The organism is Micromonospora sp. CPCC 205554, assembly GCF_036902745.1.
In the GTDB taxonomy this organism is placed as follows: domain Bacteria; phylum Actinomycetota; class Actinomycetes; order Mycobacteriales; family Micromonosporaceae; genus Micromonospora; species Micromonospora tulbaghiae.
Genome location: NZ_JBAKHP010000003.1, coordinates 414,134 through 426,570 on the forward strand (window position 1 = coordinate 414,134; position 12,437 = coordinate 426,570).

Consider the following 12,437-nt stretch of genomic DNA (forward strand, 5'->3'; position numbering starts at 1 on the left):
GTCGCGTACCCCGCAGGACGTGGCCGCCCGCGCCGCGCGGGCGGCCGACCTGGCCGACCTCGACGGCGCGGTCAGCGACTGCTTCGCCTGCCCGCGCCTGGTGGCGTGGCGGGAGGAGGTCGCCCGGGTCAAGCGGGCCGCGTTCCGCGACCAGGACTACTGGGGACGGCCGGTGCCCGGCCTCGGTCCGCAGGACGCTCGCATCGCCGTCCTCGGCCTGGCACCGGCGGCGCACGGCGGCAACCGCACCGGCCGGATCTTCACCGGGGACCGGTCCGGTGACGTCCTGTTCGCCGCGCTGCACCGCGCCGGGCTGGCCAACCAGCCGACGAGCGTCTCCGCCGACGACGGCCTGACGCTGCGCGACACCCGCATCTTCGCGGCCGTGCGGTGCGCGCCGCCGGACAACAAACCCACCCCGGGCGAGCGGGACACCTGCGCGCCGTGGCTGCACCGCGAGGTCGAGTTGATCCGGCCCACGCTGCGCGTCGTGGTCGCGCTGGGTGCCTTCGCGTGGGCCGCGTGGTGGCCGGTGCTGCGCCAGGTGTACGGGCAGCGACCGCCCACGCCGCGGCCGGTGTTCGGTCATGGGGCACACTGGTCCGGCGAGTCGGTGCCGGCGTTGCTGGGCTGCTATCACGTCAGCCAGCAGAACACGTTCACCGGACGGCTCACACCGGCGATGCTGGACGACGTGTTCACCCGGGCGAAGCACCTGGCCGGGGTGGACTGAGGAGCACCTGGGGCGGTGGGATGGATTTCGGCGTACTGCGCAGGTGGTGGCCGGTCGCCGCGGTGACGGTGCTGCTCGCGCTCGCCGCGTTCGCCGCCGGTCACTCCGCCATCGGGGCCAGCCGGATCCCGCCCGCCGCCGACACCATCCCGTACGTGCCGGAGTACCCGTCGCCCGAGGCGGTGCCGTCGTACCCGGTGGAACCCCGCGACGTGGGTGAGTCCACGTCGGGCGGTGTGCCCGACTGGCTGGCCACCGCCGCCGTGGCGTTGCTGTTCGCGGCGGTGCTGGGCGCCGTCGGGTACGTCCTGTGGAACGTGGTCCGGGGCGCGCTGCGGCGCACGACCCGGGCGGTGCCGGTGCGGCGCACCAGGCGTACCGCCGAGGGGACCGCCCGCGAGGTGGTGGCCGCGCTCGACGCCGGACTCGTCGAACTGGACGACCGCTCCACCGACCCGCGGACCGCCGTGATCGCCTGCTGGGTACGCCTGGAGGAGGCCGCCGAGGACGCGGGCGTGCCCCGGCACACCGGCGACACCCCGACCGACCTGGTCGCCCGGCTGCTGCGCGGCGACCCGGAGGCCGGCATCCCGGCGATCGCCAGCGCCGACGTGCTCGACGGTTTCGCGCACGTCTACCGGGAGGCCCGGTACGCCACGCACCCGGTCGACGAGCGCACCCGGGATCAGGCCCGCGCCGCGTTGCGGCGGCTGCGCGGCGAGCTGACCAGCCTGGCGGGGGAGCCGTCGTGAGCACCAGCATCGACGACCTGCTCTCGTTCGGCGAGGAGCCCGCCGGGGAGGACGTGCGGCCCTCGGGCGACGGGCGGGCGCGCCTGCTGCTGCGGACCGCCGCGGTCACCGCCGCCGTCGTCGTGGTGGTCGTGGTCGGGCTGCGCGCGGTGGGCCTGAAGGTGCCGATCTGGATCATCGTGGCCGGGGTACTCGCCGTGCTCGCCGTACGCCGGGTCACCACGGCGCTGTCACCCCCGCCACCGCCCCGCGCCGGTGCCCGGGCGCCCGCCGGTGAGGAGCCGGGCACCTGGAACTGGTCCGCGCGGGACGCGCTGCGTACCGCGATCAACGGCTGGGAGCGCCCGCTGGACTGGTGCGCCGGCAACCGGGAGCGGTTCACCGAGCGCATCCTGCCCCGCCTCGGCGAGCTGGCCGACGAACGGCTGCGCCAGCGCCACGGCGTCACCCGTGAGTCCGACCCGGCCCGCGCCCGGGCGGTGCTCGGCGAACCACTGTGGACGTTTCTCGCCACCCCCGTCCGCCGCCCTCCGTCGCCGCGCGACCTCGCGGCGATCGTCGCCGAACTGGAGAAGATCTGATGAACGACGTGGACCGGAGCATGCCCCCCGCCGAGGTGGGCCGGCTCGCCCGGACCGTCCTGGACGCGGTCGGCACCGTCGTGGTCGGCAAGCGGGACGCGCTGGAGCTGGTGCTGGCCGGCATCCTCGCCGGTGGTCACGTGCTGCTGGAGGATCTGCCCGGCCTGGGCAAGACGCTCACCGCGCGCTCCTTCGCGCAGGCGCTCGGGCTGGACTTCCGGCGGCTCCAGTTCACGCCGGACCTGCTGCCCGCCGACGTGACCGGCTCGTTCCTCTACGACCAGAGCAGCGGCGACTTCGCCTTCCGGGCCGGGCCGGTGTTCACGAACCTGCTGCTCGCCGACGAGATCAACCGGACGCCGCCGAAGACCCAGTCGGCGCTGCTGGAGGCGATGCAGGAGAAGCAGGTGTCGGTGGAGGGCGTGACCTACCGGCTGGACGAGCCGTTCCACGTGCTCGCCACCGCCAACCCGATCGAGTACGAGGGCACGTACCCGCTGCCGGAGGCGCAGCTCGACCGGTTCCTGCTGCGGGTGTCGTTCGGCTACCCCACCCACGACGAGGAGTGGGACGTGCTGCGCCGCCGGATCGCCCGCCGCCGCGAGGAGGCGGAGATCAAGCCGGTGGTGGACGCCGCCACGCTGCGCGCCATGCAGGCCGCGCTGGAGGACGTGGTGGTCGAGGACTCGGTCGGCCGGTACATCGTGGCGCTCACCGCGGCCACCCGGGAGCACCCGTCGGTGCTGGTCGGCGCGTCGCCGCGCGGCTCGCTGGCGCTGCTGCTGCTGTCCCGGGTGCGGGCGGTGCTCGCCAACCGGGACTACGTCGTTCCGGAGGACGTCAAGGCGGTGGCGGCGCCCGCGCTGGCGCACCGGATCACGCTGCGGCCGGAGATGTGGCTGCGCCGGGTCGACCCGTCGTTCGTGGTCGGCGAGGTGCTGGACTCGACGCCCGCCCCGGCCAGCGGCGCGCTGCCCAGCTACGCCGCCGGACGCTGATGGACCGGGCCGACGCGGCGAGCGGCTGGGCGCCCACCTGGGCGCTCGGCCGGGCCGTGCTGCTCACCGGCGTGCTGCTCGTCGCCGCCGTCCTGCTCGGCCGTATCGACCTGGTGGTGCTCGCCACACCGTTCGCGCTCGGGACCGCGTACGCGCTGCGCCGCCGCCCCGCCGCGCTGCCCGAGCTGGAACTCGGTGTCGGGGACACCCACCTGGTCGAGGGCTCGCCGCTGGCCGCAACCGTCGCGGTAGCCAACCCCGACCTGGTCGGGTACGACCTGGCGGTGGTCCGGACCCGGATGTCGCGCTGGCTCCGGGTGGAGCAGGTCGGCTTCGGCGGCGCGGGACTGGACGTGAGCCGCTCCGGCGGCGCGGACCGCCCGTTCGTCACCTCCGTACCCCGGGGCAGCGCCGTCGACCTGGAACTGACCGGCACCGCACTGCGGTGGGGACGGCACCCGATCGGCCCGGCCGGGGTGCGGGTCGCCGCCGCCGACGGGCTGCTGGTCTCCCGCGCGGTGATCACCGAGCCGATCCGGGCCCGGGTCTATCCGCGTACCGAGCCGTTCGACGCGGTCGAGGCGATGCCCCGGGCCGCCGGGCTGGTCGGCGCGCACCGCTCGCGGCGGCCGGGCGAGGGCGGCGAGCTGGCCGGTGTACGCGTGTTCGCGCCCGGCGACCGGCTGCGCCGGATCGACTGGCGGGTGTCGCTGCGGGCCCGTCAACTGCACGTCGCGGCGACGCTCTCGGACCGGGACGCCGAGGTGGTGGTGCTGCTGGACGTGCTGGCCGAGGCGGGCCGCTCCGGTGGCGTGAACGGGACCGCGTCGGTGCTGGACACCACGGTGCGGGCCGCCGCCGCGATCGCCGAGCACTACCTGCACCGCGGCGACCGGGTGTCGATGCTGGAGTACGGACCGGCCGCCCGGCGGCTGCGTCCGGCCACCGGGCGGCGGCAGTACCTGACCGTCCTGGAGTGGCTGCTCGACGTGCAGGCCGAGTCGTCCCCGCACGAACCGTACGATCAGGTCTTCGGCCCGCAGGTGCTCTCCTCCGACGCGCTCGTGGTGGTGCTCACCCCGCTGCTCGACGAGCGGTCCGCGCAGATGCTGGCCCGGCTGGCCCGTGGCGGCCGGTTCGTGGTGGCGGTGGACACGCTGCCGGCCGAGCTGCCGATGCCGAAGGAGCGGGGCTGGGCCGAGCTCGCGTACCGGCTGTGGCGGCTGGACCGGGACACGATGATCGGCCAGCTCCGCGAGCACGGGGTGCCGGTTGTGCGCTGGGCCGGCGCCGGCAGCCTCGACGAGGTGCTGCGCGACGTGGCCCGGCTGGCGACCGCCCCGAAGGCGGGGTTGCGGTGAGCGCGAGGAACGCAGCGAAGCGGAGTCCCGCAGTCGTGAACGAAGAGGCAGCCCGGTGAGCGCGAGGAACGCAGCGAAGCGGAGTCCCGCAGTCGCGAACGAAAGGCCGGCCCGGTGAATGCGGTTGTGGAGCGGGTGCGGGCGCTGCGGTACGCCGCCGCCCGGGTCAGCCCGCTGCCGCTGCTCGTACGCGGCGGCATCTTCCTCGTCGTGCTGGCGGGTTTCCTGCTCGCGTACCCGGTGCAGGCCCTGACCGCGCGCTCGCTGCTGGCCCTGACGGTGGCCGCGGTGCTGCCGGCGGCCGGGCCGCGCCGGATCTGGCCGACGTTCACCGCGCTGGTGACCGTCGGCGGCTGGCTGCTGGCCACGCTCGGCTTCGACCGGCCACCGGCGCTGTGGCGGCTGCTCGCCGTGGCGACGCTGCTCTACCTGGCGCACTCGCTGTGCGCGCTCGCCGCGCTGCTGCCCTACGACGGGCTGATCGACCCGGACGTGGTGCTGCGGTGGCTGGGCCGCGTGGGTGCCGTGGTGCTCGCCAGTGCCGTGCTCGGCGTGGTGCTGGCGTGGCTCGGGGGAGTGGGCGGTACGGACGGCTCACAGGCCGCGACAGTCGTGGGACTGCTGGTGGCGGTGGGGCTGAGCGCGCTGCTGGGCTGGCTGCTCCGGCGCAGGTGACGCGGCACTCCGGAGACGTTGCGCAGGTCACACGGGTTGTGCTCCGTCACAGAAGGGGGTCTCGCGCGGGATTACCCGAAGCACCCGGGGAAAGATAGATGACGTGAACCCGAAGCGGATCCTTGTCGTGGGTGCCGGTCACGTGGGCCTGTACGCCGCTCTGCGCCTGTCCAAGAAGCTGAGCAGGCGTGAGGCCGAGGTCATCGTCGTCGACCCGCAGCCGCACATGACGTACCAGCCGTTCCTCCCGGAGGCATCGGCGGGCAACATCTCCCCTCGGCACGCCGTGGTGCCGCTGCGGCGGGAGTTGCGCAAGTGCACCGTGGTGGCGGGCACCGTCACCCGGATCGACCACGACCGCATGACCGCCGTGGTGCAGCCGATCAGCGGCCCGGCCCGGGAGATCCAGTACGACCACGTGGTCGTCGCCCCCGGTTCGGTCTCCCGCACCCTGCCGATCCCCGGCCTGCACGAGAACGGCATCGGGTTCAAGACCATCGGCGAGGCCATCTTCCTGCGCAACCACGTGCTGGACCGGCTCGACGTGGCGGCCTCCACCACCGACCCGGCGGTCCGCAGCCGCGCGCTGACGTTCGTCTTCGTCGGCGGTGGCTACGCCGGCATCGAGGCGCTCGCCGAGATGGAGGACATGGCCCGTGACGCGCTGCGCTACTACCCGGAGCTGAAGCCGGAGGACATGCGCTGGGTGCTCGTCGAGGCGACCCAGCGGGTGCTGCCCGAGGTCGACCGGGACATGGGCGCCTACACGGTGCAGCAGCTGATGAAGCGGGACATGGACATCCGCCTGGACACCCGGCTGGAGTCGTGCGTCGACGGTGTGGTGAAGCTCTCCGACGGCGACAGCTTCCCGTCCGACACCATCGTCTGGACCGCCGGTGTGAAGCCGTCGCCGATGCTCGACGCGACTGACTTCCCGCGCGACGAGCGTCGCCGGGTCACCTGCCGGCCGACGCTGCAGATCGTGGACGGCGACCGGGTGGTCGACGGCGCGTGGAGCGCCGGCGACTGCGCCGCCGTGCCGGACCTGACCAAGGAGCCGGGCAACTTCTGCTCCCCGAGCGCCCAGCACGCCGTGCGGCAGGCGGCGCGGATGGCCGACAACATCGCGAACGTGATCCGCGGGCGCGAGCCGGTCGACTACAAGCACAAGCACGCCGGCAGCGTGGCGAGCCTCGGCCTGCACAAGGGCGTGGCGCAGGTCTACGGCATCAAGATGACCGGCTGGCCGGCCTGGTTCATGCACCGGACGTACCACATGTCGCGGATCCCCTCGTTCAACCGCAAGGTGCGCGTGGTTGTCGACTGGACGCTGGCGTTCTTCCTCAAGCGTGAGGTGGTCGCGCTGGGCCAGCTGCACGACCCGCGCGAGGAGTTCGCCGAGGCGTCCGCCCCGCCGGTCGCCGCGCGCGTCTGACGCCTGCCGGACGAAAGGCCCCTCCCGTACGCGGGAGGGGCCTTTCGCCGTAACCGGCGTCAGAACCGCCAGGTCCAGGCGTCGGCGAGCCGCACCCCCGGCCGCCCGTAGAGCTGCTCCAGGGTGCGGCGCAGCGTCTCCGCGTGCGGCGTGCCGTCGGTCACCGCGACGCACGAGGCGTGCCAGAACTCGACGTCCCGGGCGGCCTGGCGGCGTTGCCGGTCACCGACCGCCGGCGCCACACCGCGGCGGGCCACGTCGGCGAGCAGGGCCGAGGTGGGCCGCTGCCAGGTGCCCATGGTGGCCGAGCCGCCCGGGCCGTACGGGCCGATGAAGAAGCCCTCCGGCATGGCGAATGCGACGCCGGTGGCGGTGGCCCAGCGCATCGGCCAGGGCTCCTCCGGGGTGGCGGTGGGCACCGGCACCAGCACCCCGCCGGGGCGTACGCACTGCCGCCAGTGGCCGCCGGTGACGAACTCGGGCAGCGGCGGCCGGTCCATCGTGGGCAGCGGTGTGGGGAAGACGCTGAGCAGCGCCGCGCCGACCGTGACCGGGACGACCCGCCGGGCCCGGCCGGACTCGCCGAGCGCCCGGTGCACGGCGAGTGTGAGCACGGTGCCGGCGAGCGGCAGCACCGCCAGCGCGAAACGCGTCGGCAGCGCGCCGTCCACCACCGGCAGCCCGGCCAGCAGCGCGTACGGGCCGGGGATCCCGGTCCGCTCACCACCGGCCACCACCTCCGGGCCGAGCGCGAGCGCGGCCATCACCAGCGCGGCGGCCACGAGCGCCGGCACCGGGGCGCGCCGGCCCAGCCAGACCGCGCAGCCCACGGCGACCAGCAGCAGCGGCCAGCCCAGGAACGTGGTGAACTCGGCCGGGCCGGTGGTGAGCCGCACCGCCTCCGGACTGCCGAACACCGACAGCGCGGACAGGCGGGTCCAGGCGATCAGGTCGGCGGAGAAGTAGGCGGGCGGGAACATCCCGTCGGCTACGCCCTGCGGGCCGGCGAACTGCACCCACAGCGGGTACGCCAGCACCGGCAGCGCCAGCCCCGCGGCGGCGAGCAACCCGGCGGCGAAGCCGGAACCGGCCCGGCGCAGCAGGTCCCGGTCGGCCAGCCCGTACGCGACGGCGGTCACCGCCAGGGTGAGCGCGGTGAGGAAGAGCACCTCCTCGCCGACGAAGACCTGCACGGTGACGACAGCGGCGAGCCCGACCGCGGAGGAGGCCGTCCGGCGGCGGTCCGGGCCGCCCGGGCGACCGGCCGGGTCGGCGGCGCGCAGCAGCCGGACCACGAGCCACACCAGCACCGGGACCAGCCACTGCGCGGTCATGTGCAGGTGGCCGTTGCTCTGCGAGACCATGCCCGGCCCGAAGCCGCAGAGCGCCGCGCCGAGTGCGGCCGCGAGCCGGCGGGCCCGCAGGACGCGGGTGAACAGCAGGTACCAGGCGAGTGCCGTACCGGCCATGTTCGCGGCGACGAGCAGGGCGAACGTCACAGGCGCCCCGAACGCCAGGGTGACCGGGGCGAGCAGCACACCGAGCGCGACGACCGAGGTGTTCGCCATCAGGTTGACGCCGTCCGGCGCGTTCAGCCGGCCGGTGACCAGGCTCAGCTCGCCGCGCAGGGCACGCGCGTCCAGCGCCAGGAACCACTCGTACAGCGTCTGGTCGGCCGGGTTGAGGGCGAGCACCCGCGTGCCCGGCGCCGGCCAGAGGCCGTGGGTGAGCCAGCCGGCGAGCGCGACGAACGCCACCCCGACGAGCAGGTCCGCGCGGTGCCGCCGGAGGGCGGCCGTCACCCGCCGCGTCAGCGCCGCCGGGCGGGCCGCCCGGGCGTGATCGGGCCCGGGTGCCGTGCGGGCGGCGCTGGTCACGGCCTCGACCATAACGGCCGCACCCGTCGGGGTACGCCGCGTCGCGGCGGAGCCGCTACGGTGAGATCTGCACCGCCGCGTGTCGACGCGCCGGTGTCACCCGCCCGGGTGGTGGAACGGCAGACACGGCCGCCTTAAAAGCGGCTGCCGCAAGGCGTGCGGGTTCGACCCCCGCCCCGGGCACGTGAACTCTCAGCTTTCCCACAGCTAGCCGTAGCACGCGCGATTGCGCCCACGTCTACCCTGGAGTAGCACGTCTACGTGCGATCGACCCCCTGAGGGAGGCCTGAGAAGTGAAGACCTCGAACCCGGTGCTCGCCCGGCTCGGCCAGGCGGCAGAGCGTGAGCGGGCGGCCGGGTACGCCCAGCCCGGGCCGTATGGACAGCCCGGATACCCCCAGCAGTACCCCCAGCAGCAGTACCCCCAGCAGCCCTACGCCCAGCCCTACCCGGGCGGCTACGGCCAGCCGGTGGCCCCGCCCACCGTGACCCCGATGACCCTCGACGACGTGGTCGTCAAGACGGTCCTCATGCTCGCCATCCTCGGCGCCTCGGCCGCTGCGGCCTGGGTGCTCGTGCCGGACTCGCTCGTCGGCGTCGCGTGGATCGGCGCCGCTGTGGTCGGCCTGGTGCTCGGCCTGATCATCTCGGTCTCGCGGATGGCCAACCCGGCGCTCGTCGTGGCGTACTCGATCATCGAGGGCGTCTTCGTCGGCATGGTCAGCAAGGCGTTCGAGTCGCTCTACGACGGCATCGTGCTCCAGGCGGTCGTGGCCACGTTCGGCGTCTTCTTCCTGATGGCGATGATCTACAAGGCGCGGATCATCCGGGCCACCCCGAAGTTCGCCCGGATCATGGTGGCGATCATGGCCGGCCTGTTCGGCGTGATGCTGGTCAACCTGGTGCTGGCGCTGTTCGGCATCAACACCGGCCTGCGTGACGGCAGCCCGCTGGCGATCGGCTTCAGCCTGGTCTGCATCGTGGTGGCGTCGCTGAGCTTCGTGCTCAACTTCGCCGACATCGAGGAGGGGGTCCGGATGGGCCTCCCGCAGCGCTACTCCTGGACGGCTGCCTTCGGCATCGTGGTCGGTCTGGTCTGGCTCTACATCGAGATCCTGCGGCTGCTCAGCTACTTCCAGGGCGACGACTGACATCACGCCCTCCCCGACGACGCCCGCCTGCCGCATCCGCGGCGGCGGGCGTCGCCGTTTCCCCGCCCCCGCCGGGCCGCCCGGGGCAGAGTGGGATCCGGGTACGTGGGCGGGAGGGGGTCGCGGTGCGCAGTGCCAACCCGGTGCTGGACCGGCTGGACGACGTCGGCCGCGCCGAGCGGCAGGTGCTCGGCGTCGGTACCGCCGACACGATGACGGTGGCCGACGTGGTCAGCCGGACCGTGGGCCTGCTGCTGGTCACCGGCGTCACGGCGGCGGTGTCGTGGGTGGTGGTGCCGCAGGCCGCGTGGATCTCCGCCGCGCTCGCCGGGAGCGCGCTGGCCGGCCTGGCCCTGGTGCTCGTCATCTCGCTGAAGCAGATCACCAGCCCGCCGGTGATCATCGGGTACGCGGTGCTCCAGGGGCTGCTGCTCGGGGTGGCCAGCCGCGCCTTCGAGATGGTCTATCCGGGCATCGTGGCGCAGGCGGTGGTCGGCACGTTCGGCGTCTTCCTCGGCATGGCGGTGCTCTACCGGACCCGGCTGGTACGCGCCACCCCGCGCCTGGCCCGGCTGGTCGTCGGCACGCTCGTCGGGATCGTGGCGCTCGGCCTGGTCAACCTGTTCGCGTACCTGTTCACCGGGCGGCAGGGGGTGGTCGTCTACAGCCTCAGCGACCGGGTGGGCTGGCTGCCGTACCTGTTCTCGGTGGTGGCGATCATCGCGGGCGCGCTCAGCTTCATCCTCGACTTCGACCTGGTCGAGCGGTCGGCCGCGAACCGGCTGCCCCGCCGCTACGCCTGGTACTGCGCCTTCGGCCTGCTGGTCGGGCTGATCTTCCTGTACTGGCAGATCCTCCGCCTGCTCAGCTACGTGCGCCGCTGACGGTTCCGGCCGGGCGCGCCGGTCGCCGCGCCGCGCCCTGGCGTCGCCGTAGACTCGGCGGCGATGAGCGCAGCGGAACTGGACCGGGCGGTGACCCTGCTGGTCCGACAGGTCGGGCACTGGCAGCAGCCGCGCTGGTCGGCCAAGGCCGACGGCGGCAACGTGTCGCGTGCCGACCTGGTGCACAAGCTGGTCCAGGAGATCGCCAACCTGGCCGCCGACGCGGCCGGTGAGCCGCGCCGCGAGGTGCCCCGCCTCCCCAGCGACCTGGCCCTGCCCGACCAGCTCCGCGTGGTGACCGCCGACCTGACCCTCGCCGCGCCCCCGGACCCGGTCCTGGCCGGCGCTGCCGAAGCCGTAACCCGAACCCGCACCGCCCTCTAACCCCCCTTGAGTTGATCATGAGGTTGGCGGTAATCCGCGTCCGTTTTGTCGCCGTCAACTTCATGATCGACCGGGTGAGGGGCGGGTGAGGGGCGGGTGAGGGGCGGGAGGGCGCGGGTCAGGGCTTCAGCCAGCGGCGTACCTTGCGGTGTCTTGAGCGGTCCCGTGCCCGCAGGACCGCCGGTCGGTCGTGGCCGGCGGCCTCGGCCTGCCTCGCGTGCAGCAGGCCGTAGGTGAACGCGTTCTCGCCGTCGGCGTACGCCTGGAGCGCCTGCCGCCGCAGCACCTCCCGGGTGACCACCGAGTCCTGGTGGGTGCCGAGCAGGTCCTGGAGCGCCTTGAACCGCTTCACCAGGCGGGCGGCCCGCCTGCCGGCGGCCGGCTCGCGCACCTCCACCGCGTAGCGGGCGGCCTTGAGCTTCTTGCGCGCCTCGTGCAGCGCGGTGTCCCCGTCCGGCCCGGTGGCGGCGAGCGCCCGGTCCAGCCGGGTGTCGGCGCGGCGTACCGCCTTGCGGATCCGGCGGTCGACCCAGCGCCGGCCGACGTCGGCGGGCGGGGCGTCGGCCAGCCGGTCCAGGCGGATCAGCAGTTCGGGATAGTGGTCGGAGTCCAGCGCGGACCGCAGCGCGGTGGTCGCCTCGGCCAGCTCGGCGGCGAAGCGTTCGCCGGTCCGCGCGGCCACCGGGCCGAGCACCAGCTCGTCCGGCAGCTCGTGCACCGCCTCGGTGAGCCGGACGGCCATCACCTGCGTGTCGCGGACCCGGCCCAGCTCCCCGCCGAGGCGGCGCAGCTCGCCCCGGACCGCCTCGGCCGCCCGGCGGTCCCACAGGCCCCGGAAGGTACGCAACGTCGCCCGCAGCCGGCGGGTCGCGACGCGCATGTCGTGGACCGCGTCCTCGTCGCCCTGGTACGCGGCCGCGTGGTTGCCGACGATCGCGTCCCGCTGTGCCCTGACGTATGCGAGGACCGGGCCCGCCGGGCCGTCCGGTTCCCGGTCGTCGGAGCGTTCGATCCGGCCGGCGACGGCCCGGTGCGACTTGCTGACCGCCACCTCGCGGGCGCCGGCCGCGCGCAGCCGCTCACCGAGCGCGTCGAGCAGCCCTTCGTCGCCCTCGACCAGTTCGATCTCGATCTCGTGCCAGGTCCGCGCGGTGCCGTCCACCAGATCCTCGGACCGGACGTCGTCCTCGGCCACCTCGGCCAGCACCCGGCCGTCCGCGTCCCGCAGCCGGTGTTCCCGGCGGCGGTTGACGACCCGGGCCGCCGGGGCCACCGGGCGACCGCGCGACGCGGCCCGGATCAGCGCGACCAGCTCGGGCGGCGGGTCGTCGTCGGACGCCCCGGCCGGGAACTGGTGCTCGACCCGGGCACCACCGACCGCGCCGACCTTGAGATGCCAGCCCGCGTCGTGCCCGCCGGTACGCCGGCGCAGCGCGTGCCCGCTGCGCAGCAGGAGCAGGTCGTCGGTGTCCCAGTAGACGGCGTCCAGATCCGAGACGGTGGCGTCGGACATGGTCACGACGCCACCGCACCCGCTCAGGTCGGGCAGCCGGAAACCCTCGTCGCCGGAGTACTTGCGCTCACGTTCCACGACGGTCGCCATGCG

Annotated in this window: 12 protein-coding genes and 1 tRNA gene; 11 read left to right on the plus strand and 2 right to left on the minus strand. The window is 74.3% G+C overall.

The genetic code is table 11. The features are described from left to right. Positions 1 to 19: 19 nt before the first annotated feature. The 7 genes from V6U82_RS07920 (at position 20) to V6U82_RS07950 (ending at position 6,535) form a co-directional block, all read left to right on the plus strand. Entirely contained in the window at positions 20 to 733 is a 714-nt protein-coding gene (locus tag V6U82_RS07920) for a uracil-DNA glycosylase (RefSeq protein ID WP_334460323.1), read from the plus strand. Between the two features lie 20 nt (positions 734 to 753). Further along, on the plus strand, positions 754 to 1,485 hold the full coding sequence (locus V6U82_RS07925; RefSeq protein ID WP_334460125.1) for a DUF4129 domain-containing protein: 732 nt from the start codon (positions 754 to 756) through the stop codon (positions 1,483 to 1,485). After that, positions 1,482 to 2,066: a hypothetical protein gene (locus V6U82_RS07930; protein ID WP_128137752.1), complete on the plus strand. Its 585-nt coding sequence runs from the start codon at positions 1,482 to 1,484 to the stop codon at positions 2,064 to 2,066. The genes V6U82_RS07925 and V6U82_RS07930 overlap by 4 nt, the downstream gene beginning before the upstream one ends. Next, positions 2,066 to 3,064, plus strand: a complete 999-nt coding sequence (locus V6U82_RS07935; RefSeq protein WP_128137753.1) for an AAA family ATPase — start codon at positions 2,066 to 2,068, stop codon at positions 3,062 to 3,064. Before V6U82_RS07930 ends, V6U82_RS07935 begins: the two co-directional genes overlap by 1 nt. After that, complete coding sequence (locus V6U82_RS07940) at positions 3,064 to 4,425, plus strand: DUF58 domain-containing protein (RefSeq protein ID WP_334460127.1); 1,362 nt, start codon at positions 3,064 to 3,066, stop codon at positions 4,423 to 4,425. The genes V6U82_RS07935 and V6U82_RS07940 overlap by 1 nt, the downstream gene beginning before the upstream one ends. Positions 4,426 to 4,539: 114 nt before the next feature. Next, positions 4,540 to 5,100 (plus strand): hypothetical protein, encoded by a 561-nt coding sequence (locus tag V6U82_RS07945; RefSeq protein WP_128137754.1) that lies wholly within the window; start codon positions 4,540 to 4,542, stop codon positions 5,098 to 5,100. Between the two features lie 103 nt (positions 5,101 to 5,203). Next, a complete protein-coding gene (locus V6U82_RS07950) occupies positions 5,204 to 6,535 on the plus strand; it encodes an NAD(P)/FAD-dependent oxidoreductase (RefSeq protein WP_128137755.1) in 1,332 nt (443 codons plus the stop codon). 59 nt (positions 6,536 to 6,594) lie between these two features. Here V6U82_RS07950 and V6U82_RS07955 read toward each other — a convergent pair whose 3' ends face one another. Then, positions 6,595 to 8,424, minus strand: a complete 1,830-nt coding sequence (locus tag V6U82_RS07955) for a hypothetical protein (RefSeq protein WP_334460128.1) — start codon at positions 8,422 to 8,424, stop codon at positions 6,595 to 6,597. Between the two features lie 90 nt (positions 8,425 to 8,514). Between V6U82_RS07955 and V6U82_RS07960 the strand changes: the two genes are divergently transcribed. The 4 genes from V6U82_RS07960 to V6U82_RS07975 all read left to right on the plus strand — a co-directional run bounded on the left by V6U82_RS07960 (position 8,515) and on the right by V6U82_RS07975 (position 10,831). After that, positions 8,515 to 8,595 (plus strand) — tRNA-Leu (locus V6U82_RS07960). Between the two features lie 110 nt (positions 8,596 to 8,705). Further along, a complete protein-coding gene (locus V6U82_RS07965; protein ID WP_334460130.1) occupies positions 8,706 to 9,563 on the plus strand; it encodes a Bax inhibitor-1/YccA family protein in 858 nt (285 codons plus the stop codon). A 125-nt stretch (positions 9,564 to 9,688) separates the two neighbouring features. Next, entirely contained in the window at positions 9,689 to 10,447 is a 759-nt protein-coding gene (locus tag V6U82_RS07970; RefSeq protein ID WP_334460131.1) for a Bax inhibitor-1/YccA family protein, read from the plus strand. 63 nt (positions 10,448 to 10,510) lie between these two features. After that, entirely contained in the window at positions 10,511 to 10,831 is a 321-nt protein-coding gene (locus V6U82_RS07975) for a hypothetical protein (RefSeq protein ID WP_334460132.1), read from the plus strand. A 118-nt stretch (positions 10,832 to 10,949) separates the two neighbouring features. Here V6U82_RS07975 and V6U82_RS07980 read toward each other — a convergent pair whose 3' ends face one another. Next, positions 10,950 to 12,434 (minus strand): CYTH and CHAD domain-containing protein, encoded by a 1,485-nt coding sequence (locus V6U82_RS07980; RefSeq protein ID WP_334460133.1) that lies wholly within the window; start codon positions 12,432 to 12,434, stop codon positions 10,950 to 10,952. Positions 12,435 to 12,437: the final 3 nt, after the last annotated feature.